Below are 23,172 nucleotides of genomic sequence, written 5' to 3'. Positions count from 1 at the left end.
TTGCTTCTCTTCTACTCTACTATTCCCTAATTATGACTGTTTGAAACACGTCTCATTTGATATGATTAGATGTGTTTCTTTTTAAGATTGATTGACTATTGGAGGACTAGCTTTGAAATGCGCACGACGACATGATCGAACGATCTCATTACATACATATTCGAGAGAACATTATCAATTCCTCCATGACGAGGGAAAAAAAGGGCACTTGTCCTGTCCATATTGCGGACAACCGGTCTTTTTTAGATTAAATATACACGAAGAACCTGCCTTTATTCATAAACATATGTCTCAGCAAGAGATGTGTGAACAAACAGAAGAACAAGAAGAGCAGAAAAAAAACGCAGAGCAAGAGGAACAAGCTTCTTATAAAGAACTTGGGGGCTTCCGTTTTCCAACAGGCAAACAAATCATCTCGCAAACGAATGAATCGTATGACTGGCAGGAACCAAAGTCGATTCAATTTAGCGATGCGTTACATTTAGAAGAGAATGAACAAGCACATACCATCGATCTTTTTCCACATATCACCTTTAGCACGCCGCAGCTTCAAGCTGTCACACATAAAGACGGTCCGATGCTTGTGCTGGCTGGCGCTGGCAGCGGAAAAACAAGAGTCCTGACGGCAAGAGCAGCTTATCTCATGTCACATCATCACATTCCTGCGCATCATATCTTACTCGTGACTTTTACCACAAAAGCCAGCAGTGAAATGAAAGAAAGACTGCGTCATCAATACCAGCTTCATCCATCACAAGCAAGCCAAGTGGTGACAGGCACCTTCCATAGTCTGTTTTATAAAATGCTGCTTCACGATGACGCTAACAAATGGAATGGCCAGCACCTCATTAAGTTTGACTGGCAAAAGGAACAGTACATTCGAAAAGCCATCATGAATGAAGGGCTTGATGAGAAAGACTATCCTACCGATCAAGTGCTGCAATCGATCGGCTATTGGAAAAATGCTTTTTTACCAGATGAATTTCCTGATTTGAAAGAGGAAAAGGAAAAGCACATGTGGACGATCTATCAATCATATGAACAGCAAAAACGAGACAATCAGCAATTTGACTTTGATGACATGGCGATTGCTTGCTTACACATGCTAACAGAACAGCCTGAACTGCTAAAACGATATCAAGAACGATTCAAGTATATTTTGGTCGATGAATTTCAGGATATTAATCCAGTTCAATATCAATTGATTCAGCTGTTAGCTGGAGAATCCGAGCAGCTATTTTGTGTCGGTGATGATGATCAAGCCATTTATGCCTTTAGAGGCAGTAACCCTGCTTTTATTCTTGAATTCAAACGGGACTACCCTTCGGCTCAGATCGTCCATTTACATGCGAATTACCGGTCGCATCATACGATTGTCGCAAGTGCAGATGCTATTATTAAGAAAAATCAGCATCGTTATGAGAAAACGTTAAAAGCTGTGCGTGCGGAGAAAATCCCTCCCACGCTCTTTTATCCATATGACGAGGAAGAGGAAGCGACCATGATCGTGGCAGATATTCAGGAGAAAATTCAAAACGGCGCAAAGCCGAATGATATTTGCGTGCTATTTCGAACGAATACGGGAGGCCGTGCGATTTATGAGCGTCTGCATCAATCCGCGATTCCTTATGAGACGGATGCTGGTGTCAAAGCCTTCTACAGCAGACGAATAGTTCGGGTTCTTCTCGCCTTTCTCTCTTTGAGTCAGGATGCTGATGATGTAGCTGCCATTAAACAGCTGCTACCGGTTTTCTTTTTAAAGCAGCAGACCTTGAATACGATGAAGGCACTAACCATCACGGAAGATTGTTCAATGGTAGACGCGCTCGGAAAATTAACAGACATTCAGCCGTTTCAACGGAAAAAGCTGCAATCAATTGTCCCTCTGTTCCGCACGCTGCGAACGTTAAAGCCGTCTGACGCTGTGGCATTTATTGAACAAAAGATGGGACTTGGTGATTACTTAAAAAAACGAGTGAACGATACGAATGTACTTGAAAAAGGGGCGGATGATGTACGTGATGTGAAAACAGCCGCCAAACGCTTTGAAACAATTGAAGCCTTTCTCGCACATGCCGAACATATGAAATCTGCTGAAAAGGAAAAAACAGACGAACCAGGTGTTCAGCTCATGACGATTCACCGTGCAAAGGGACTGGAATTTCAAACTGTGTACATTACTTGCGTGGTCGACGGAGCATTGCCTCATGATTTCTCACTCGATGAACTCAGAAATGGTGATGAAGAAGCCTTGGAAGAAGAACGTCGTCTATTATACGTGGCCATGACAAGAGCTGAACAATCTCTTTATCTCTCTGTGCCATCATTTAGAAGAGGAAAAACCGCTCACCGCTCGCGTTTTTTATATCCTCTTCTAAAGAAAAATCGAGAATTATTCACACAAAAACAACAGGCCCCCCTTTAAGTGGAGAGCCTGTTGTTTATTTTTTGTTGTTCATCATTTTAGCGATTGTATTGAAATCAAGCTTTTCTTTTCCACTTGTAATCGATTGAACGATTTTGTCTTCCATTTCTTTCGGTACACGTTTGTTCGCAAGCTGCGCTACTTTTTTAATGACGCCTCGAACTGTTGCTTCATCTTTAAAGTTGGCATTTTGCAAAGAACCTGCAAGCTTAAAGACATCATTCATATTGACACCTGTTTTATTTTCCACACTTTTAAAGAATTTATTATCCATTCATTTGCCTCCTCTTTGTGGAGTAATCACCTTACTATATGAAAATAGGCGAGATATGTGCCTATCCTAGAGCCTTGTTTGATCAAAGAGAAAGGAAAGCAAAAGGCTCCCCTATTGCTTCCCTCACCTTCTTACTGTTTAGTTAAAGAAAGAAGCACCAACGATGATTAGAAGGATGAAAAGCACGACGACAAGAACAAATGTTGATCCATATCCGCCGCCATAACCTCCGCCGTAGCCGCCGCAAGAACCGCCACCGTAACCGTAACAACTCATATATAAGCACCTCCTCTTCTCCCTTACAAAATATGAAAAATACAAGAAATGGTTTGGACGATCACATAAAAAAGTGCGGAATTTTTATTTCTGCTGTTTAAAGACGTAATCTGCCTCTCCATGACGGATCATGAATGCTTCTGTTTCTTTTGCAAAAGCATCCATCTTCACGCCAAATGCTTTTAAGTGCTCCTCAAGATCCTTCGCTTTATCTGCTAGATCCATTTCAGCCTTTTCGTGCGCTTGCTCTTTCCCATCATGGGGTTTAGTGAACAAGGAGCCGATTAATTGTTCGAATGCATCCATTCTGGTCACCCCTTCTCTCTTACATATGCATCACTCGAAAAAAGGGCAACAAAAAAACCGGATAAATCCGGCTTTTGTTTTCTCTTCTATTGTGGTTTCTTTTTCTTTCCACAGCCGCAGCCTGTTTTCTTGATTTTCTTCGTATATTCAGATTGTTGATTTGACTGCGCTGGATAACCTTGAAGCATATGTGACGGCGTTTCAGTTGGTTTCATCGCAACCCTTCCTTTCCTATTCCATGATAGTATATGCATTTTTTAAAAGCGTGTCTGATCACAATGCCTGTTTATTTCACAAGCTTTGAGACAATTGCTTCAATAATGCCTGCTGCTGCGGCAATCGCTAATAGTAAATTAAGCCACATGCTGATGACAGGAAATAATATGTATATCAGAAGTAAAGCAGCAGTGCACCACATGCCAGTACACCAATAACAGCTTAACAGCTCTCCTATCCAAGACCGAAGTCCTTTCCCTTTAATGATGATATACGTCTCCACTTCACCTTGTTCATTGACCTCTTCCTGTTCTTCATGAAATAAACGGCGGAAAGGAGCAGTAATCGTATCAAACACAATCAGCCTCGTCAGTCTAAAAGATGCGAGGGCAAACACGATAAATGACAAAGCACCGCTCAGGAGCCTCCACCTCCTTCTTTCACCTTTTTTTGCGTCCTTTCTTTATATATGCGAAAAGAAAGACCCCCATGATGAATTGAGCGGAAATAAAATTGGGTTGTACTTTTTCACATTTTCCGATTCCACCTTGTGCATCAGTTGCATTAAATAATGTATAGATAAGAAAGGAGTGAAAGTATTGTCTATTGAAGAAAGTGCTGATTTATTATACACACAACTGCTAAATGAATTAATCAGCAATTATGATGATTTCATTGAAATAAAAGATTCCGAAAATGTCACGATTCATAAAACAGATGTAACAGCCGCACTCTCCCTTCAAGCGACCGTAACGACAATCATTACTCTTTTAATCCAACTTCTTGTACCAGACGATGAATTGGCTACAGATATCACAGATCAGCTTTTAGCCACACAACAAGTGACAGTCCAAAAGAAAACTGTGATCCAAATCATCAACTGCTATAACGTCACGATTACATTATCAGATGCATCTATTATGAACTCTGTCCAAATTCTCACTCAAACATTGAATGTGCTTTTAGTTGAAGCCGGCATTCTTTGACCCTTTCTTTTTCTAACATGACGTATGAAAGAGGTGAAATAATCGTGGCTGAAGAGAACGAAAAAAAGGAATTTAAAATCAACACTGATGTTGATCCATTAACAAGTCTTCTTGTGAGTGATATTTTAAACAAAAACAATATCACCGATGATCAAAAAGCAGATATATCAGATGATCAGAGAAGAATGATTTTGAAATTAGTTGAGGACTTACAAAAGAAAGCAGATGACTTCGTACAGCAGCAGCAGGAGAAAAAAAGGCAGGCTGAGGCAGCAAAACATGTGGAAGAAGTAGAGCCTCAACCACAAGTACGTCCAAAACGACATTCACTTCGAGATCGTATTCAGCAGCGCCGTGATGCGCAGCGAAACAACGATTAAATAAAAATGGGTTGCCTGATAGGGTAAATGCCCGAGACAAAACGACGCATGCCAGCATTTAATAAAGTAAACGGAAGGAGGAAAAGAAATGGATTCTAAACCTTACTCTTGGGTCGCTCTAGATCGTAACTGTACACACCACGGCGATTACCACAACTACGAAAGAAAAGCAGTCTGTGACGGGCACTATTATGATGATGAAGATGTCTTGCAAGACTTTGATCAAGTGAGTTTTACAAAGCAGACATCTGAGGAAGTCATTATTGTCAGAGACTCTTGTGACATTAACGTCTCTTCTGTTGATGCACAGGTTGCAGCATCTATCCAAGTAGCTGTTCAAACAGCGATCATCACCATTACAAACATCTCAATCGCAGACGGTGATTTGGCTGACCGCGTGACACAAGATCTTTTACAAGCTGCTACACACAAACAAACAAACCGACAAAAACTTGTCATCGAAAACTCCAGAAACGTTACAGTATCGACAATCGATGCGGACATCTCTATCGCAATTCAAACACTTACTCAAACACTCGTTGCGACAATCGTTGCAATCGGTATCCTCTAATGTCCAAAAGCAGAGCGAAAAGCTCTGCTTTTCCTTTTATAAAAATACAACAAATATAAATAGTCATTTACCCACACCAACTAGAGGGCGCATACATATGTTGTTAAGGACTAAAGTCAAATACCTTGTTAAAGGAGCTGAAATCCATGAGCTGCGGAAAACACCATGGCCGACATGATGAAAACTGTGTATGCGATGCGGTTGATAAGATTTTAGCAGAGCAGGAAGCTGTAGAAGATAAATGTCCTACAAGCTGCTACAGTAATTTATTAAGCCCGACAGTTTCTGGAAAAGATACCATTCCGTTTTTACTTTTTGATAAAAAGGGCGGATTGTTCTCTACTTTCGGAAACATTGGAGGATTTGTTGACGATTGCCAATGCTTCGAATCCATTTTCTTCCGGGTTGAAAAATTACACGACTGCTGTGCTACGTTATCTGTATTAAGACCCGTTGATGTACACGGACATACGCTGAGCGTTTGTCACCCTTGTGACCCTGACTTCTTTGGTTTAGAGAAAACAGATTTTTGCATCGAGGTTGATTTAAACTGCTTCTGTGCGATCCAATGTTTAAATCCAGAACTAGTAGACAGAGTCATGCCAACAAAAGATAAAAAGCATCATCACCACGGCTAAATGAATCGTCCGTTGACCTAACTTGTCATGAATCAAAGCATCCCCTTCCTTACGAATGACAGCCAATCATGCGGAGCAGTCAGCATAAAAGCTGCCGCTTCCGCATTGATTGAAGGTAGAAGTATCAACCGGCAAAACTAAAAAAGCTTGTAGATGATGACAGTGCTCAAACACTCAAACAAATTTCCTAGTATAGGAGGGTTGAATATGAGCCGCAAACATTCATGGAGCTGTGTAGCAGAGGCTGTTGAAAATATTAACGACTTACAAAATGCCGTCGAAGAAGATTGCCCGACTAGTTGTTACAGTAATCTCCTTTCTCCATCCCATTCATTAGGTGACACTGTCCCGTTTGTTCTCTTTACATCCAAATCAAAACCATTCGTCGCATTCGGAAACGTCGGAGAAGTTGATGCAGGCCCTTGCTTCAGCACTGCATTTTTCAGAGTCGAACACATCTCTGATCACTGCGCAACACTCAGCTTGCTTATCGCATTTGACAAAGACCGTCATATTTTAGATTTTACAGATAAAGATTCCGTTTGTGATGTGTTCCGATTAGAAAAATCGAAGTATTGCATCGAAGTAGACCTTGACTGCTTCTGCGCAATCGAGTGCTTAAATCCACGCCTCATCAACCGTAACTGCTAACAAAAAAAGTCCCTCTATGGGACTTTTTTGTTCGTTAAAAACCAAGCGGATGAATCGAGGAAATCTCACCGATGGCTAGTTCAATAGGATTTCCTCCGCCTGCTGTTCGAATGACCACTATATCTTCTTTTCGGTCCATAATAATCCCTCTATATGTTTTACCATCAGCTTCGATCAGACAAAGGGCTCTTGGCATATTATGAGGCAGACTTGTGAGAAAATCCACTTTTTCATCCATACTCATCTGACTTAAAGGCTTTTTCACTCGTTTTCTTCTCGGTTCTTCTTTTGTTTCATGAAAGACACCTTCTGGCGGCTTTTCCTCTTCTTGCTGAGGCTTTCTTTCTTGTGTAACCTCTGATTCCTGTCTAAGTTCAGATTTTTGTGTAATATCTTGTTCTTGCTGAAGCTCAGGTGGCTCGGCTTCTTTTTTCTTTTCTATTTCTTGAGCTACAGGTTCCTCTTGCTTACTTTCTTCGGCCGTGTCTTTTGCTTTTGCACTCTCATTGCTTTCTGGCCGTTTTTCTGATTTCTTTCTCTTTCTCACGATATTTTGCATGGCCGGCATTGAATCATCATAGCTCGGCTGAACAATATACATAAGCGGTTTTTGGTTCTCATCACCTTTATTTGACATACTAATCCCTCCCGAATGATTCATTCCTTATATATATGAGCGGATGCATCAAATCAGAAGAAAAATAAAAAAACAGCATACCCATCTTCGGTATGCTGCAGTCATGTATTCGTTTAGCGGGCAATGATATGGAAGCCAGAATCAACGTGCAGATTCTCACCTGTCATGCCGCGTGATAGATCACTGAATAAGAATAGAGCTGTATCGCCAACTTCTTCAGGAGTCGTTGTACGGCGAAGCGGTGCACGCTCTTCAATATCCTTTAGAATGGTATTAAAGCCGCTGATGCCTTTTGCAGACAGCGTACGAATTGGACCAGCAGAAATACTGTTCACACGGATACCTTCTGCTCCTAGATCAGCTGCTAAATACTTCACACTTGCTTCAAGTGCTGCTTTCGCTACACCCATTACGTTATAGTTAGAAACCACACGCTCTCCGCCTAAGTATGTAAGCGTGACGATGCTTCCACCTTCTGTCATCAATGGTCGTGCCGCTTTTGCTACAGCAGTTAAGGAATATGCACTAATGTTGTGCGCTAAAAGGAACCCTTCACGGTTCGTGTTCAAGTATTCACCGACAAGCTCTTCTTTGTTTGCAAATGCAATTGCATGCGCAACACCATGAATGACTTGTACTTTTTCTTTAATTGTAGCGAAACATTTTTCAATTTCTTCGTCACTTGTCACATCACACGGAAGAATGATTGAATCATCGCGCTCAAGTGTGCTTGCAAGTTCTTTTACAGATTCAGCAAGACGATCTCCAACATAAGTAAAAATCAAACGAGCTCCAGCTTCGTGAAGTGAGCGGGCAATTCCCCAAGCGATGCTTCGTTTGTTGGCAACACCCATCACCACAATATTACGGCCTTCTAAAGAAAAGTTCATATGTAATAAAGCCTCCTATTTTTTCAAGACATAGTATTAGTACCTGATCATAATATTATCACAGATCATGAGAGAATGACAATTTCCGCTGAAAGAAAGTTTCCTTTTCATAAAAAAACCGCCCTCGTAAGTGAAGACGGTTCAATTCTCTCATCGTTTGATCCTGTTTTGCTGATAAGCAAAATGGTTGGTAGGTCCGTGTCCAGCCCCTATACTTAAAGGAAATTTGATGGCTTCATGAACAAAGGTTTCGGCTGTTTCAAAAGCCTCCCTCATGGAGTGCCCTTTCGCAATTTCGGCTGTTAATGCCGCTGCAAACGTACAGCCTGTGCCATGTGTATGTGGTGTATCAATATGTTCATTTGTGACTTCAACAAAGCCTTTTCCATCATACAATAGATCAGTAATCATACCGCCAGATGGACCATGGCCACCTTTGATCACAACATGTTTCGTGCCAAGCGCATATAAACGTTCCGCTGCTAGGTAGCGATCCTCTTTTGTTTGAATGCACACGCCGGTCAGCACTTCTGCCTCAGGAAGGTTCGGCGTTACGGCATAGCTGACAGGCAGCAAGTGTGTTTTCATCGCAGAAACCGCATCTTCATTTAATAAAGAGGCCCCTCCCTTTGCAATCATGACTGGATCGACAATCAGCTTCATCTCATATTGAACCGTTTTTTTAGCGACTGTCTTGATCATGTCTGCGCTCCACAGCATCCCTGTTTTGACGGCATCTGGCAGTAAGTCTTCTGCCACTGCATCAATTTGACTTTCTAACGCCTCAATCGAAAGCGGGTATATCCCGTGAACACCTAGTGTGTTTTGTGCTGTAATCGCTGTGAGCGCAGACATTCCGTACACACCAAGCTCCTGAAAGGTTTTCAAATCAGCTTGAATACCTGCTCCACCGCCAGAATCAGAACCCGCGATCGTGAATGCTTTTTTGATCGTCATTTCTTTTCACCTCTCATTAGCCAATCCATTGATGATAAATGGTTCTTGCTTTTGCCATATCATTTGTACCATGGACAAGTGCTCTGCCATCTTTAAATAAGACGAGCTTATACTCATCCTTTTGACAAGAAAGCAAATACGGGTTTTCAAGCACATCCATCCCTGCTTTCTTTAACCGAAGGGCCACTTCGTGTAATGGCGGCGGAGTTTCAGCTGCACTGCGGATTTGTACCGTATTACGTCCGCATAGTACATCTGCCTTCGCACTGCGGTCATAGGAGAGAAATGGATATGTCTTCAGTCCACAGCTTGGACATTGCTTCTTCTTTAAGGAGCTGGCAGACCGAATGTCAGATCGCTCATTCGTCCATAAATCAAACGATCTTAAAATCGGCGTCACTTGATGACCTGTTAAATACTTCAGTGCATCTGCCACTTGATATGCCGCCACCTGCTGTACCACTGGACTAATGATACCGGCTGTGTCACAGGTCATGCCTTGTGCGGGTAAATGTTCAAGCAGGCAGTGCAAACACGGCGTCTCACCAGGAATAACAGTAAACTGAATACCATAGCTGGCGACACAAGCTCCATAAAGAAACGGAATTTGATGTTTGATCGCAGCATCATTCGCAATCATCCTCACCTCAAAGTTATCCGCTGCATCAACGATCATCGACGCGCCGCTGACAAGTTCATCAATTTGATGAGCGGTCACATCGACGACGATTCCTTTGACGATCACGTCACTATTTATCTGCCTGAGTCTTTTTTCAGCCGCTACAGCCTTTGGCAGCCGCTCCAGCACATCTTGCTCTGTGTATAGCTGCTGGCGCTGAAGATTGCTCCATTCAATATAATCTCGATCCAAAATAGTGACAGATCCGACGCCAGCCCGAACGAGCATTTCAGCACTAGCTGTTCCAAGTGCTCCTGCCCCAATAATGACGGCCTTTGAGTCACTTAATCGCTTTTGCCCCTCTGTACCGATTGGCGGAAAAAGCTCTTGTCGAGAATAACGTGTGCTCACAATGCCGGCATTCCTTCCTGAGGACTGCTTGCTGTCCCATAGTTTTTCAAAGGAATCCGCCCTGCCTCAAAGCCTAGTCTTCCTGATTCAATCGCCAGCTTCATGGCTTTTGCCATTTTCACAGGGTCCTTTGCACCTGACACAGCTGTGTTCAGTAATACAGCGTCAGCCCCTAGCTCCATCGCATAAGCTGCATCCTTCGGAGAGCCTACACCAGCATCAATAATCACCGGTACCTTCGTCTGCTCGATAATAAATGAGAGATTCAGAGGGTTGAGCAAGCCTTGTCCTGAACCAATTGGCGAAGCGCCCGGCATGATGGCATGGACACCGAGTTCTTCTAATTTTCTTGCCAGCACCACATCATCCGATGTATATGGCAGCACGATAAACCCTTCTTCGAGTAGCATTTCAGATGCTTTTAACGTTTCGACTGGATCTGGTAGAAGAGACCTTGAGCAGCCAATGACTTCTACCTTGATCATGTCACACAATCCAGATGCCTTCGCTAAACGGGCAATACGAACTGCCTCTTCCGCTGTACTTGCACCCGCTGTATTCGGAAGCAGCGTATACGTTGATAAATCAAGCTGTTCCAAAAAATTAGGCTGAGATGCTTCAAAAATGTTCATTCTTCTCACAGCAAAGGTTAAAATTTCTGCTTCTGATACGTTCACCGCTTCTTTTTGTACTTCAAATGATGGGTATTTTCCTGTACCAAGTAATAGTCTTGATGTGAATGTTTTTCCGCCAATGTGCAGCATGTTGTCATCCTCCTCCTACAAAGTGAACGATTTCAATCGTGTCATTTGGTTGAATTTTTTCTCGTTTGAACGCTTCTTTATCAATGATTTCTCGGTTCTTTTCCACGATCACTACTCGATGTTCAAGCTGATAGGCTGATAGCAGATCATCAATCGTTCCATTCTCTTGATCGAAATCAACGATTCTGCCATTCAATTGAATTTTCATACAAACAGTGCCTCCTTTCGGCCAATACGAAATGCGTGAAGCCATTCCTTTTGGACCGGTTCGCCTAATATTAAGTCGCGAATGATTTCTCCGGTTATCGGGGCAAGTAAAATACCATTTCTGTAATGCCCTGCGGCGAAAGAAATACGATGATCTTCTGGATGTCTTCCGATGTAGGGATGCCGGTCGCTTGTCGCCGGACGAAGACCTGCCCAGCACTCATCAATCGGCATCTCCTTGATCGAAGGCATAAGCTGAGACGCCTTTTGAATCACAGCTTCGATGCCGCCAAGCGTTGGCACAGCCTGCCACTCGTTTGGCTTCATCGTTGCGCCGACGACCAGTTTTCCGCTATCTCGTTGAACGATATAACAATGATCATGATAAATGGTGTGTGCGAGTGCTGGACCATGATTCCATACAGACACACATTCCCCTTTTACTGGATAAAGAGAATGCGATAATCCAAGCTCTTCAAAAAAATGGCCAGACCATACACCACTCGCTACAGTCAAATCATCACATGTGAATGTTCCCTTCGTTGTTCTAATAGCTAACGCTTCTTTGTCCCGCTTCACTTCAATCACAGGTGTACACTCTTTCACATCTGCTCCGTACCGGACCGCCGCCTGCCAAAATGCTCTGCATACCGCATAAGGTTCAACATGGACATCCTCTTTAATCAAACCTGCCCCTAAGATGTTATCTGCTATTTGAGGCATATATTTTTTTACGTCGCTTGCATCAAGCCACTCAAATGTAGGCAAATGCTGCATCCGGCAAAGCGTTTGTTTTTCTTCTTCTGTAAAGGCCACCTTCATAATACCGCCCGCTGATGTTCGAATATCAATGCCAGATTCATGCAAAAGATCGACTTTTAATTTTTCGTACAATGCCTGACTGGCTCTACCTGCTTGAAAAAAAATATCCTCATGACCCTCTCCTTCAGCATGTGCACCGAGCATCCCGGCAGCCGCACTTGTCGTTTGCTTCCCTACCTCATTCGCCTCAAGTAAGATGACCTGCTTTCCTGCTTTTGCAAGGTGATAGGCAACGGACATTCCTATGATTCCACCACCAATGATTGCAACGTCATAATGCTTCTTCATAAGGATTCTCCTTTACCTTTTTAGAAAATGCTTGTGCCATGATGTGCGGCTCGCGATGAGTAAAAATTCCAGACATGACAGCAATCCCTTTCACATTTGTGAGTCTCATTTCTGGAATTCGGTCAGGTGTCAATCCACCAATGGCCACCACCGGAATAGACAGTGCTGATGTCAGTTCTTTCACAAGCTGTACACCCCTTGCCTGAAGTCCTGGTTTACAAGTGGTTTCATATACGTGCCCAAACATGACATACTCTGCTCCATTTTTCTCCGCTGCTTTCGCTTCTTCTAGCGAATGAACAGAGACACCCGCATGAAGGTGAGGGAATTTTTTCCGCAGTTCTTTTGGCGAAAAGCTATGACCAGGGAGATGTACGCGGTGAATATTGGTCAGCAGTGCAACGTCCACTCGGTCATTGATGACGAGCTTCTCTTTTGGCACACCTTCTAAAAGCAGATGTTTCACAAGATTAACAAGCTCACTTGCTGTTTTCGACCGTTCCCGAATGTGAATGAAATCCACTTCAGACGTGATCGCTTTTATTTGTTTGCTCAGTTCATCCACAGGAAGCGAATCATTTGTCACTGCGTGGAGTTCCATTAGCACCAACCCCATCTAAGCATGCTGTTTGCCATGTTTCTTTTTGATACGCCATCTCCCAGAAATGATATTCGTAATAGCTTGAAATCACAAAATTTTCTTTCATATTGGCTCGTACATGTTCCGGTGCTTTCTCTGCTAGTTCATCAAATCGGTTGACCTGTTCAAAGACGAGCTCCTTAAACCAATCTCCTCCATATGTCAAAATCCACTCCTGATAAATCGGATGGTCAGGTGTGGTTTGTTTCAGCTTTTCCCCCACCTCATAATAGAGCCAGTAGCACGGTAATAATGCGGCTAATATCTCTTCAAATCGTCCGCTTTTCACAGATCGGTACATATGAGAGGTATATGCATATGCAGTGGGTGAAGGCTTAAAGTTCTTGATGGCTTCATCTGAAATCTCGAGAAGCTCTGTGAACTTTCTATGCAGCGACAGCTCCGCTTCATACGTGCCCTGCGCATGATAAGCCATTCTGCCTGTTGTATGTAAGTCCTCACTAATCGCTGCTCCATATGCTTGCACCTTTGCAAAGTGAGTTAAATAATATGAATCCTGCATCACGTAATAAGTGAAACGATCAAGCGACAATGTGCCATCTCCAATCCCTTTGACAAAGGGGTGTGTAAAGCTCCCATTCCACCATGTTGCTGCTGCTTCTTTACATTCAATTGAAAATGTCATATTCCTCTCCTCCTGTTTTTCCATATAAAAAAGCCACTTTCCGCGTGGAAAGTGGCTTGGAATTTGTAAAAAGCATAGTCAAAAACCGCACCACTTCCCTACGCAGGTATGAACCTGTTCAGGTAATGAGGGTCTAAAAGTCGACACTTTTATCTCAGCCCTTTTAAAGGACTCCCCTAGTGGATCAAATATATGATGTTGTATCTCTATCTTAATCAGGAATTGTTCATTGGTCAAGGGTTCATTGTTACTCTAATTGGGCTCTAAGTCCTGCCACATACTCACGAGAACCCGATACAAGCACACGGTCACCGCTTCTAAGCGTCGTATCCCCATGGGGTACTAAGCTGTCTACTCCTCTGAAAATACGGACAAAAACCAAATCACCGGTAAACGGAAATTCCCTCAGCATGACATTGTGATAACGATGATTGTTCATCTGAATTTGATACAAAGAAGTATCCTCATTTGTTAATAATCGAATCGCATCCGGTGCTTCAATTAAGGCTCTTAGCACCGTTTTAGATGATAAGAAATTAGAAAATGTATCAATGCCAGCTTCCTTTAATGTCAGCTCTGCCTCAGCTTTGCTCACACTCGCAATGACTTGTTTCGCTCCTTCTTGCTTTGCAAATAATGCAATTTCCTTATTTTTTGTCTCGCTGCCTGTTGCGACGACGAGGACATCCTCCTGGCCGATGCCTGCCTTGCGCAGCGTTTCATCGTCGTATTGTTCAATTGATTCGACTTCAAAGATGGAGTCTGCCAGCAGCGTTTCCTTATTTTCTTGAAAGACATGCAAAATGCGAATATCATATTCATCCTGATGCAAATCAAGTGTGACAGGTAAGGTCAGCTGATTGGCACCAATAAAGGTCACACGCTTTTTATGGCTCGCAACTTGTTCTTTTTTAAACAACGCTTTGAACCAAACAGGCGTTAAAATGCTCGTCAGTACTGCGACTAAAATCAAGGCTCCAGACATTTTATGGTCAATGATCCCAAGTCGCTCCCCAATCGTCGCCGCTGCAATGACGAGTGATAATGTCGATGTTAATAAAAAGCCAGAGCCGATCACTTTTTTCATGTCATACCATTTTTTCAAATAGAGAATCGGGATGAGCTTACTCACAAGCAATGCAATGAATAGCAGCGGGATCATGATCATAATGGTTGGGTCCTTGAACAGTGCCCATATATTCAGATCCACTCCGACCATGACAAAAAAGATCGGGATTAAAAAGCCGTAACCAAATGAATCGAGCTGCTGGACAAGCTCTTTATTTGGCGAAAGAAGGGATACAAGCACGCCTGCTAAAAAGGCCCCAAGAATATTTTCAGCACCGAGTGATTCAGATAAGGCAACTAAGACTATAATGAGAGTAAAGATCGCCCTTGTCCCAATTTGTACCGTTCCTTTTGACATGGACTCAAAAATGGACTTCGTCTTAAATACGCGGCCAAATAAATAAAGAAGAATGCCCGCAGCAAATAATAAGAGCAGAAGCCACATATTCCCTGTTCCATCGCCATAAATGGAGGAAAACACAGCAAGTAAAATCATTGTAACCAAATCAGCAATGACAGCGACAAGCAGAATGATTTGGCCGATATTCGTCTGCATCAGTTTTTCCTCTTTTAAGGTTGGGACGACTACCCCTAATGAAATGGTCGATATAATAAGCGTCATTAAAAAGGCATTTTGAATAAATCCTGCAAGCACAAACGCATAGGACAGGATAAAGGAAATACTAAATACCCCAAGAAAAATAATGATGGCTGCTTTAAACGTATTTGGTTCTTTTAGACCATTTGGAAGTTGTCGTGCCTTCTTCTTTGATTCAAAAGAAGAAAAATCTATTTCAAGTCCACTTAAAAACATCAGAAAAATAAAACCGAGCATGGATAACGTATCTAACCACGCATCATGTTCGACTACCAGTTGAAGACCGCTTTTTCCAATGATGAGCCCCATGATGATTTCAGCAACAACGACTGGAATGGTCAGCTTAAATCGGTGCAATAAAATGGGGGTGAAAAAGGCAACAATAATAACGACAACGAGTGATGAAACAGATGTATGCTCCATTGGCTAAAGCCTCCTAACATTGATGTTTAATCTTTTAAGTTTTACATTAAAGCATTGATTCTAACAATTGCCTAAATGAAAAGAAAGCCATTCGGTATATGTTCTAAAATTCAAACTTTTTTAAACCCGATGAATGGATGAGAAAGATCAGGAGGAAATCTTATGAAATTTGATATCATTGGTGATATCCACGGCTGCTACGAAGAGCTGCTTACCCTCATACACAAACTAGGATACGAACTCAAACATGGATTACCCGTCCATCCTGATAAGAGAACGCTAGCCCTTGTCGGTGATTTAACAGATCGTGGCCCTCAATCAGTAGATGTGATGCGATTTGTCATTCATGCCTATTCTCACGGCGCGATCCGCTACGTACCTGGCAACCATTGCTTTAAGCTTTATCGCTATTTGAAAGGAAACCCCGTGAAATTACTTCATGGCATCGAAACCACTGTGAACGAAATAAAAAAACTGCCCCTTCATGAACAAACGGAATTGTCACATGAATTTAAGCAGTTGTTTGAGAAGGCACCTCTTTATGATGTGCTCATTCCTGATGAACTCATTATTGCTCACGCAGCGATGAAGGAAAAGGACATTGGAAGAAAGCCGAACAAACAGATGCGCTCCTATTTATTATTTGGCGCCGTCACAGGAGAAACGTGGCCGGACGGAAGGACTGTACGGAAGGACTGGGCAAAAGAGTACCACGGAAAACCTTGGATTGTATATGGCCACACACCCGTGAAAGAACCGAGATTCGTCGGCAGAACCGTCAATATTGATACTGGCTGCGTATTTGGCCATCAGCTGTCTGCCCTCACATATCCTGAGCTTGAAACAGTCTCTGTTCCTTCCTCTATGCCTTATGATGATTCAAGATTTCAGCATTTCACATCATAAAGAAACCTGGCCCTGCTCTTGCAGGTGACCGGGTTTCTTTATTTAAAGCAGCAATGATGCCATGTCTTCAGGAAGCGGAGCAGAAAATGTCATTTGCTCTCCAGTCATTGGATGAGGAAAGACAAGGGTCTCACTATGCAGCGCCTGCCGATCCATCCGCTCACTCGTTCCTCCATATAGCGTATCTCCGATGAGTGGATGACCAAGGAACTGCATGTGCACACGAATTTGATGTGTTCTCCCCGTTTCAAGTGCTAGAACCACATCCGACATATTCAACTCAGCGTCCACCGCACGCACTGTAAAATGTGTCACAGCTTCCTGTCCAGCATCATTGACCATTCGCTCGATGATACTATCTCCTTTTCGAGCAATTTTTGCCCGAATGGTGCCGCGCTTTTCTGTGATCATGCCATGTGTAAACGCTCTGTATGTTCGTTTGACCGCTCCACTTTTTTGCGCTTTTGATAAAAGGCTGTGGGCAAAACGGTGCTTGGCCACGAGCATCACGCCAGATGTATCACGATCAAGGCGGTTCACCAAATGAACTGTCAGCCTGACAGACTGCTCAGCATAATGATGCAGCAATCCATTCGCAATACTATGCTCTGGGTGCTCCCGGGAAGGAATAGATGGAATATATGGCTTTTTATTCAGCACTAGGACGTGCTCATCCTCAAATAGAATATCAAGCGGAATCGGTGTAGGCTTCAGCCCTTCACTCACTTTTTCCTCAGGAAATAAAATGGTAAGCCTGTCTCCCTCCCGCAGCTCATATCTCACGGTGACATGCTCTCCATTAATAAGGAGGTCACCGCCATCAAATTTAATATCTGTCAGCATTCTTTTTGAAATGCCAAGATCGATTAAGTAGTCCTTCAACAGTCTGCCTTCTTCTTTGGCTGTCATGGTTTTGTTTAACGTAAAGTATTCCAGCGAGAACGACCTCTTTCTTATTCTCCTTTTCCGATAAAGGAATCTTGCACCCTTTTCCAAAACGGAAATGGTCTAAATCGGGCAAAACGGACATTCTCGTCTGCAACCCGGCATTGAATGGATTTGACGTCCTTATGCAGCAGCGTCAAATGATCAATGGTTACTTGAAAATCGACATCATTCATCGGTTTAATGACACAAGTATGGTGGTCTGGCAAAATGAGCGGTGAACCGACCGTTCGAAACACTCGGTTATTGATTGAAGCCATTTCTGCCAGCTGAATCGCTCTAATGGAAGGGTGAATAATGGCGCCCCCAAGTGCTTTATTATAGGCTGTGCTGCCAGATGGTGTAGACAGACAAAGACCGTCACCTCTGAATGTTTCAAACAGCTGACCCCTAATTTCAACATCTGCCACAAGCGTCCCTTCCATGCTCTTAATCGTACATTCATTCATGGCTAAATATTTCTCTTCTCTGCCGCCGTCGTTGTATCTGACAATGACTTCTAAGATTGGATATTCCACAATGTGATAAGGCGTTTTCGCAATAGCTAATACGAGTTTTTCAATTTCACTCGGCACCCAGTCAGCATAAAAGCCAAGATGACCTGTATGAACACCGACAAAAGCTGTTTCATTCAGACGGTCGCTATAGCGATGAAACGCATAAAGAAGAGTGCCGTCACCACCGACCGTAATGACGATATTTGGTTCTTCTTCATTGAGTTCCATCCCAAAATCTAACAAGTAGGTCTGGATTTTATTTTTGAGTGTGTCAGATACAGAATTCCCTTTCGAAGAAACTGCAAATTTCATGAATTCTTCTCCTTTTCCACCTTGCTGCTATAAGAGGGCAGCATCATATTTGATCAAGCTCAGGCTCAGCTATCGTTTTTCTTTTTCCGGGAAAATGCCACCTGTGCCTCTTGAATTTCCCCTCTGATTTCAGACATCTCATCATCAAGAAGAGATGCTGCCTCAGACGCTCTTTGAAGGCGCTGCTTGACTTTCTCCGGGATATTCCCGCTATATTTATAATTCAGAGAATGCTCAATGGTCGCCCAAAAGTTCATCGCAAGTGTACGAATTTGGATTTCGACGAGGAGCTGCTTCTCTCCGTTGATCGTTTGCAGCGGATATAACACAACAAGGTGGTACGAGCGGTATCCGCTTTCTTTATGTTCTGCAATATAGTCGCGTTTATCTACAACCACAAAGTCTTTTCGTGACTGAAGCATTTTTTTCACGACTTGTATATCTTCTACAAACTGGCACATAATGCGAAGCCCCGCAATATCCTGCATCGTTTCGATTTCATGCATTGGGATGTTTTTACGCTTTGCTTTTTCTAATATGCTGGCAACGGGCTTCACTCGGCCTGTGACAAATTCTACTGGTGAATGGTCATCCTCGAATTCATACAGCTTTCGAATGCCTTTTAGTTTCACTTTTAATTCTTCGACTGCTTGTTTATACGGTGCGAGGAATTGATCCCATTGTTTTTTGTCCATGAAACTTCCCCCAATTCCATATACCTAATTATTTCAGAGGAATGTGCTATTCACTTTCTCTTCCATATCTCCGTAATTGGCATTGTCTTTAATATTGTCGATTAAATAATGTAATTCTTGATGAAGCTGAATGAGTTCTAACAAATGATCTTCCGCTGCCAAATAGACAGGGAGGTCATGATTCATTGCTTCTTTTAATGGAGCCCAAGTATGTTCCCCTAAGATAAGATACGAAAAGGACTCCTCGTTTTCAAGTATGTAAACGAACGCAAAGTGATCAGAATCAACAAGCATTTGTCCTGATGCTTTTGCTTTTTGGATTTGCTCTTCTGACTTGGTCGTCAAAATCAGCCTGTCTTCTTTTAAAGTTGCTTCTGCGATTTCAATTCGGTTTTGCATCATGATCTCCTTTACAACAAAGTACAGCTTTATTTTATCATATCAAGTTCAATATTGATAAACCGAACTTTTTGAGAAAATCCTGTTTTCTTCTGTAAAAGGTTCCCTTCATATGATTCTCTATTCTTTTTGTCACATGTGTAAAGAAAAAAGAAGAGAAAAAACAGTCTTTTACATGGTGAACATACTTCATGTACAATAATCATATTTCCTCTAAATGAAAGGTTGATGTTAAGATGGCGCAGGAAATTGAAATAGAATTAAAGCAGTTATTAATGAAAGAAGAATTTGAACAGCTGAAACAACATTTTCAATTGAAGGATGCGGATTTTCACACGCAAACCAACTATTATTTTGATACTCCTCAATTTGATATAAAATCTCAATTTGCTGCATTAAGAATGAGAGAAAAAGACGGACAATGGGTCCTCACGTTAAAGGAACCGCACGAGATAGGCTTGCTTGAAACCCATCAAACAATCTCTCCTCCTTCAAGCCTTGACGATTTTCAGCTGCCAGAAGGTGAAGTGGCGGACAGGCTAGATCACCTGAACATTCAAACGGATCAAATTGTGTTCTTTGGTTCACTTGAAACATCAAGAGCAGAAAAAATGATCAAAGAAGGCTTAATTGTTTTGGATCATAGCCGATATTTAACAGTAGAGGACTATGAACTTGAATTTGAAGTGAGCGATCTGGAAATCGGACAAGCCGCATTCTCCGCATTGCTCCAACAATTCCAAATCCCTGTACGCAAAACGAAAAACAAAGTTGTTCGTTTTTATGAAGAGAAAATGAAAACAGAGAATAGATGAATTCCTTGAAGGAGGAACATGATGAACGTCAATCAACTTCAATCCTTTATGCAGCTTCAAGCACTTAAAACGTTACAAACAGACCCGGGACAAACGCAAATGCCAACTGGCCAGGAATCGAATGCACAAACTTCTTTTCAGTCACTGCTGCAAGATTTTCTAGGCGGATCAGAATTATCACGCCTGCCGCTTTCCATTTCTGCGTTTATGGGAACGGACCCATCAACCGCTCCAAACACGCAGTACGCGCGTACAAACCCATACTTGTCTGCTATGGCCGGCAGTGAGCCGCTTCAAGCTCAATCTTTATATGCGAATGACACTCAATTGAATACAGCAAATGGGATTGGGAATGTTTTAAACAACAGCTACACGCCGCCACTTCAAAAAGCTGTCTCAAGCGGCTCGTCATCAAAAGAGATTAATCAAATCGTGTCACAAATGGCTCAAAAACACGGTGTTCCAGAGAAACTAATTCATGCAGTCATCAAGCAAGAATCCGGCTATCGTACGAATGCGGTCAGCCATGCAGGAGCACTTGGCCTCATGCAACTCATGCCATCTACTGCTAAGTCACTTGGTGTAAATAATGCTTTTGATGCGGCCCAAAACATTGAGGGTGGCACGAAATATATCAAACAAATGCTTCAGAAATATAATGGGAATGTCTCACTCGCCTTAGCCGCCTATAATGCAGGCTCAGGCAATGTTGATAAATACGGCGGCATTCCACCATTTAAAGAAACTCAAAATTATGTAAAGAAAATCACATCTCAATATTTCGCTTAAACCGAAGAGAATAACCTCTTCGGTTTTTTGTATGTCGCTTTTCACCCTTTTTTGACTGAATGTGTTATGATATGGTCAATTGATCACGGAACCCGCCTCTTTCTTTATTTCCAATAGACCAAAGCGGTTTGTTTGTGGAATTGAGTTGAGGTTGTTAAAATAAATATACAAGAATAGAAACAATAAAATAGAACAAACTGAATATCACTTTTGAAATAAATGAATTCATAATAGGGCGCTTCATCCTATTAACTACGAGTAAAAGGAGTAGTCAACATGGTACAATCGTTTAACGCACCTTACGAAGCGGTTGGAGAGGAACTTCTATCGCAACTTGTTGATACTTTTTATGAAAATGTAAAGTGTCATCCTTTGCTTCATCCTATTTTCCCGGATGACTTAAAAGAAACAGCAAGAAAACAAAAACAGTTTTTAACGCAATATTTAGGCGGACCCCCGCTTTATACAGAGGAGCATGGTCACCCCATGCTGCGGGCGAGACATCTCCCTTTTCCAATTACTGAGGAGCGGGCTGACGCATGGCTTGAATGCATGGAGGATGCAATGGATCAAGTAGGACTAACCGGCGATATTCGTGACTTTTTATTTGAGCGGCTTTCTCTAACGGCTCGTCATATGGTTAATCAAACACCTGAAAAGGATGGACGACCTTGAGCTGCAATACGCACGATCAATATTTCTCACACTGTCACGGACATCCTCAAAAGCCGATTGAAATCTATGTATTCATTGACCCTCTAAGCCCAGACTGCTGGTTATTAGAGCCATCCATTAAAAAATTGAAAATGAAGTACGGCCGTTTCTTCACTTTACGAACGGTGACAAGTTCTAGTATTAATGCATTGAATCGCAAAAGGAAAAAGCATTTACTGACCGAAGCATGGGGGAAATTTGCGACCAAAACTCAGACCAAAAAAGAACAAATGCTGTCTGAACAAATTGTGACTTCCCCCTATCTCGCCTCGCTTGCATTAAAAGCGGCTGAGCTTCAAGGCAGAAAATGTGGAATGAAATTTTTGCGCCTCATTCAAGAGTCCCTTTTTTGTCATCAGCAAGATGTCACGAGTGAACATGTCCTGCTAGAAAATGCAAAATGTGCTGGGCTGGACATCGAAGAATTCCAGCGCGATATTCATTCTCAAAGTGCTGTTAAAGCATTAAAATGTGATATGAAAATTGCCGCTGAAATGGACGTATCTGAGCTTCCAACCTTCGCCTTTTTTAATACAGTCAACGGAGATGAAGGGCTAAAAATTTCAGGAGCTTATTCTTACGATGTATACGAGGAAATCCTTTTTGAAATGATTGGTGAAAAACCAACACCTTCAGAACGGCCTCCACTTGAATGGTTTATTGCTTACTTTCAATTTGCATCCGCCAAAGAAATTGCTGTTGTCTATGACCTAACGCTTGAAGAAGTTGAACGAGAAATGAAAAAACTGGCTTTCGCTAAAAAAGTAGAACGTGTGCAAGTACATCAAGAAATGTTTTGGCGCTATAAAGAAAATGACCATCATTCAGATCTTGATGTCTATCGCTGTGAGAATGAACATGGGTGCTGACCCATGTTTTTCTTTATCTCAAAAAGGAACATTTGTTCTATTTTTAGGTACGAAGAAACCGCGCCGGGATAAGCGCGGTTTCACTATGTCTTAACGACAACAAAGGGGATGGGAGAAATTTTTCACGGTCAAACAAAGGGGTAATGTTTGTATGTGATTAATTTCACATCTGTAGTATATCAAATTTTGTCGACTTATGACAACAGATATACTATATGTTCATATTTTTGTCACAAAACATAAGAGGGTAGTCACTTTCATATAGTGAAAGTAACGAAAAAATGGAGGGATCTGCATGCGCAGCACAACTATTGGACTTGTTGCCATAGGCTTATTTTTCTTTTTAAATATATTAGGCTTAATGAAAATGCTTCCTCTTTATCTCACCTCCCCGCTCTTATTTGCTTCAATTCTTTTTACACTTTATCGAATGAACCACCGGAAGACCTTTAAAGGGTTTAAAGGCTGATGATAAGGAAAGACCTCTACATGCGAAGAGGTCTTTTTGTATGGTAAAAAACTCCTGTCAAAAGATGAG

At 42.2% G+C, this 23,172-nt stretch carries 31 protein-coding genes and 1 riboswitch; of the genes, 12 read left to right on the top strand and 19 right to left on the bottom strand.

What is annotated here, in order from left to right:
* The first annotated feature begins 112 nt into the window (after nucleotides 1-112).
* A complete protein-coding gene (locus C5695_RS06215; protein ID WP_117729982.1) occupies nucleotides 113-2,425 on the top strand; it encodes an ATP-dependent helicase in 2,313 nt (770 codons plus the stop codon).
* 16 nt (nucleotides 2,426-2,441) lie between these two features.
* On the opposite strand, the gene C5695_RS06210 is transcribed toward C5695_RS06215, so the two are convergent.
* The 5 genes from C5695_RS06210 to C5695_RS06195 form a co-directional block, all read right to left on the bottom strand.
* Nucleotides 2,442-2,699, bottom strand: a complete 258-nt coding sequence (locus C5695_RS06210) for a sporulation-specific transcription regulator SpoVIF (RefSeq protein ID WP_003212292.1) — start codon at nucleotides 2,697-2,699, stop codon at nucleotides 2,442-2,444.
* Between the two features lie 138 nt (nucleotides 2,700-2,837).
* Nucleotides 2,838-2,975 carry a YjcZ family sporulation protein gene (locus tag C5695_RS06205; RefSeq protein WP_003212017.1) on the bottom strand — a complete coding sequence of 46 codons (138 nt, stop codon included), beginning with the start codon at nucleotides 2,973-2,975 and terminating at the stop codon, nucleotides 2,838-2,840.
* A gap of 84 nt (nucleotides 2,976-3,059) precedes the next feature.
* Nucleotides 3,060-3,281: a hypothetical protein gene (locus C5695_RS06200; RefSeq protein WP_117729981.1), complete on the bottom strand. Its 222-nt coding sequence runs from the start codon at nucleotides 3,279-3,281 to the stop codon at nucleotides 3,060-3,062.
* An 86-nt stretch (nucleotides 3,282-3,367) separates the two neighbouring features.
* Nucleotides 3,368-3,496, bottom strand: coding sequence for a hypothetical protein (locus tag C5695_RS20780; protein WP_262378450.1), 129 nt, complete (start codon nucleotides 3,494-3,496; stop codon nucleotides 3,368-3,370).
* A gap of 71 nt (nucleotides 3,497-3,567) precedes the next feature.
* Nucleotides 3,568-3,918, bottom strand: coding sequence for a DUF1360 domain-containing protein (locus C5695_RS06195; RefSeq protein WP_117729980.1), 351 nt, complete (start codon nucleotides 3,916-3,918; stop codon nucleotides 3,568-3,570).
* 178 nt (nucleotides 3,919-4,096) lie between these two features.
* Between C5695_RS06195 and C5695_RS06190 the strand changes: the two genes are divergently transcribed.
* The 5 genes from C5695_RS06190 to C5695_RS06170 all read left to right on the top strand — a co-directional run bounded on the left by C5695_RS06190 (nucleotide 4,097) and on the right by C5695_RS06170 (nucleotide 6,723).
* Nucleotides 4,097-4,483, top strand: a complete 387-nt coding sequence (locus C5695_RS06190; RefSeq protein WP_044140425.1) for a spore coat protein — start codon at nucleotides 4,097-4,099, stop codon at nucleotides 4,481-4,483.
* Nucleotides 4,484-4,527: 44 nt separating this feature from the next.
* A complete protein-coding gene (locus tag C5695_RS06185; protein ID WP_117729979.1) occupies nucleotides 4,528-4,863 on the top strand; it encodes a spore coat protein in 336 nt (111 codons plus the stop codon).
* An 88-nt stretch (nucleotides 4,864-4,951) separates the two neighbouring features.
* Nucleotides 4,952-5,434, top strand: coding sequence for a spore coat protein (locus C5695_RS06180; protein WP_117729978.1), 483 nt, complete (start codon nucleotides 4,952-4,954; stop codon nucleotides 5,432-5,434).
* A gap of 146 nt (nucleotides 5,435-5,580) precedes the next feature.
* On the top strand, nucleotides 5,581-6,072 hold the full coding sequence (locus C5695_RS06175; protein ID WP_017367028.1) for a CotY/CotZ family spore coat protein: 492 nt from the start codon (nucleotides 5,581-5,583) through the stop codon (nucleotides 6,070-6,072).
* Nucleotides 6,073-6,279: 207 nt separating this feature from the next.
* Complete coding sequence (locus tag C5695_RS06170) at nucleotides 6,280-6,723, top strand: CotY/CotZ family spore coat protein (RefSeq protein ID WP_106041592.1); 444 nt, start codon at nucleotides 6,280-6,282, stop codon at nucleotides 6,721-6,723.
* 34 nt (nucleotides 6,724-6,757) lie between these two features.
* Here the strand turns inward: C5695_RS06170 and C5695_RS06165 are convergent, their stop codons facing one another.
* The 10 genes from C5695_RS06165 to C5695_RS06120 all read right to left on the bottom strand — a co-directional run bounded on the left by C5695_RS06165 (nucleotide 6,758) and on the right by C5695_RS06120 (nucleotide 15,693).
* Nucleotides 6,758-7,360 carry a CotO family spore coat protein gene (locus C5695_RS06165; protein WP_117729977.1) on the bottom strand — a complete coding sequence of 201 codons (603 nt, stop codon included), beginning with the start codon at nucleotides 7,358-7,360 and terminating at the stop codon, nucleotides 6,758-6,760.
* A 113-nt stretch (nucleotides 7,361-7,473) separates the two neighbouring features.
* Entirely contained in the window at nucleotides 7,474-8,250 is a 777-nt protein-coding gene (gene fabI / locus C5695_RS06160; protein ID WP_003211867.1) for an enoyl-ACP reductase FabI, read from the bottom strand.
* 150 nt (nucleotides 8,251-8,400) lie between these two features.
* Nucleotides 8,401-9,207: a bifunctional hydroxymethylpyrimidine kinase/phosphomethylpyrimidine kinase gene (gene thiD, locus C5695_RS06155; protein WP_117729976.1), complete on the bottom strand. Its 807-nt coding sequence runs from the start codon at nucleotides 9,205-9,207 to the stop codon at nucleotides 8,401-8,403.
* 16 nt (nucleotides 9,208-9,223) lie between these two features.
* Nucleotides 9,224-10,237, bottom strand: coding sequence for a thiazole biosynthesis adenylyltransferase ThiF (locus tag C5695_RS06150; RefSeq protein WP_117729975.1), 1,014 nt, complete (start codon nucleotides 10,235-10,237; stop codon nucleotides 9,224-9,226).
* Nucleotides 10,234-11,001 (bottom strand): thiazole synthase, encoded by a 768-nt coding sequence (locus C5695_RS06145; protein WP_117729974.1) that lies wholly within the window; start codon nucleotides 10,999-11,001, stop codon nucleotides 10,234-10,236. Before C5695_RS06145 ends, C5695_RS06150 begins: the two co-directional genes overlap by 4 nt.
* 4 nt (nucleotides 11,002-11,005) lie before the next feature.
* The gene (gene thiS, locus C5695_RS06140; RefSeq protein ID WP_117729973.1) at nucleotides 11,006-11,209 is read right to left on the bottom strand and encodes a sulfur carrier protein ThiS; all 204 of its coding nucleotides are present in this window, start codon (nucleotides 11,207-11,209) and stop codon (nucleotides 11,006-11,008) included.
* Nucleotides 11,206-12,318, bottom strand: a complete 1,113-nt coding sequence (thiO, locus tag C5695_RS06135; protein WP_117729972.1) for a glycine oxidase ThiO — start codon at nucleotides 12,316-12,318, stop codon at nucleotides 11,206-11,208. Before thiO ends, thiS begins: the two co-directional genes overlap by 4 nt.
* Entirely contained in the window at nucleotides 12,302-12,919 is a 618-nt protein-coding gene (tenI, locus tag C5695_RS06130) for a thiazole tautomerase TenI (protein ID WP_117729971.1), read from the bottom strand. The genes thiO and tenI overlap by 17 nt, the downstream gene beginning before the upstream one ends.
* Nucleotides 12,894-13,604: a thiaminase II gene (gene tenA / locus C5695_RS06125; RefSeq protein WP_117729970.1), complete on the bottom strand. Its 711-nt coding sequence runs from the start codon at nucleotides 13,602-13,604 to the stop codon at nucleotides 12,894-12,896. The genes tenI and tenA overlap by 26 nt, the downstream gene beginning before the upstream one ends.
* A 78-nt stretch (nucleotides 13,605-13,682) precedes the next feature.
* Nucleotides 13,683-13,792: riboswitch (TPP riboswitch) on the bottom strand.
* A gap of 59 nt (nucleotides 13,793-13,851) precedes the next feature.
* Entirely contained in the window at nucleotides 13,852-15,693 is a 1,842-nt protein-coding gene (locus C5695_RS06120; RefSeq protein ID WP_117729969.1) for a monovalent cation:proton antiporter family protein, read from the bottom strand.
* Between the two features lie 162 nt (nucleotides 15,694-15,855).
* Here C5695_RS06120 and prpE point away from each other — a divergent pair, with 162 nt between their 5' ends.
* Entirely contained in the window at nucleotides 15,856-16,599 is a 744-nt protein-coding gene (gene prpE / locus C5695_RS06115; protein ID WP_117729968.1) for a bis(5'-nucleosyl)-tetraphosphatase PrpE, read from the top strand.
* A gap of 42 nt (nucleotides 16,600-16,641) precedes the next feature.
* Here the strand turns inward: prpE and C5695_RS06110 are convergent, their stop codons facing one another.
* From C5695_RS06110 to C5695_RS06095, 4 genes are all read right to left on the bottom strand, one after another.
* A complete protein-coding gene (locus tag C5695_RS06110; protein WP_187441799.1) occupies nucleotides 16,642-17,535 on the bottom strand; it encodes an RluA family pseudouridine synthase in 894 nt (297 codons plus the stop codon).
* 17 nt (nucleotides 17,536-17,552) lie between these two features.
* Nucleotides 17,553-18,353 carry an NAD kinase gene (locus C5695_RS06105; RefSeq protein ID WP_117729966.1) on the bottom strand — a complete coding sequence of 267 codons (801 nt, stop codon included), beginning with the start codon at nucleotides 18,351-18,353 and terminating at the stop codon, nucleotides 17,553-17,555.
* A gap of 65 nt (nucleotides 18,354-18,418) precedes the next feature.
* The gene (locus C5695_RS06100; protein ID WP_008348457.1) at nucleotides 18,419-19,048 is read right to left on the bottom strand and encodes a GTP diphosphokinase; all 630 of its coding nucleotides are present in this window, start codon (nucleotides 19,046-19,048) and stop codon (nucleotides 18,419-18,421) included.
* A 33-nt stretch (nucleotides 19,049-19,081) separates the two neighbouring features.
* Entirely contained in the window at nucleotides 19,082-19,447 is a 366-nt protein-coding gene (locus C5695_RS06095) for a UPF0738 family protein (protein ID WP_117729965.1), read from the bottom strand.
* A 236-nt stretch (nucleotides 19,448-19,683) separates the two neighbouring features.
* On the opposite strand from C5695_RS06095, the gene C5695_RS06090 reads away from it, so the two are divergent.
* The 5 genes from C5695_RS06090 to C5695_RS06070 all read left to right on the top strand — a co-directional run bounded on the left by C5695_RS06090 (nucleotide 19,684) and on the right by C5695_RS06070 (nucleotide 23,103).
* A complete protein-coding gene (locus C5695_RS06090; protein WP_117729964.1) occupies nucleotides 19,684-20,262 on the top strand; it encodes a CYTH domain-containing protein in 579 nt (192 codons plus the stop codon).
* 21 nt (nucleotides 20,263-20,283) lie between these two features.
* Nucleotides 20,284-21,051 (top strand): lytic transglycosylase domain-containing protein, encoded by a 768-nt coding sequence (locus tag C5695_RS06085; protein ID WP_117729963.1) that lies wholly within the window; start codon nucleotides 20,284-20,286, stop codon nucleotides 21,049-21,051.
* Between the two features lie 276 nt (nucleotides 21,052-21,327).
* Nucleotides 21,328-21,726: a globin domain-containing protein gene (locus C5695_RS06080; RefSeq protein WP_117729962.1), complete on the top strand. Its 399-nt coding sequence runs from the start codon at nucleotides 21,328-21,330 to the stop codon at nucleotides 21,724-21,726.
* Entirely contained in the window at nucleotides 21,723-22,634 is a 912-nt protein-coding gene (locus C5695_RS06075; RefSeq protein WP_117729961.1) for a ClpXP adapter SpxH family protein, read from the top strand. Before C5695_RS06080 ends, C5695_RS06075 begins: the two co-directional genes overlap by 4 nt.
* Nucleotides 22,635-22,929: 295 nt before the next feature.
* Entirely contained in the window at nucleotides 22,930-23,103 is a 174-nt protein-coding gene (locus C5695_RS06070; protein WP_117729960.1) for a hypothetical protein, read from the top strand.
* The last annotated feature ends 69 nt before the right edge of the window (nucleotides 23,104-23,172 follow it).

The sequence above is a fragment of the Bacillus pumilus genome (genome assembly GCF_003431975.1).
GTDB classification, from domain to species: domain Bacteria; phylum Bacillota; class Bacilli; order Bacillales; family Bacillaceae; genus Bacillus; species Bacillus pumilus_N.
This window is presented reverse-complemented; position numbering and strand designations above follow the sequence as displayed.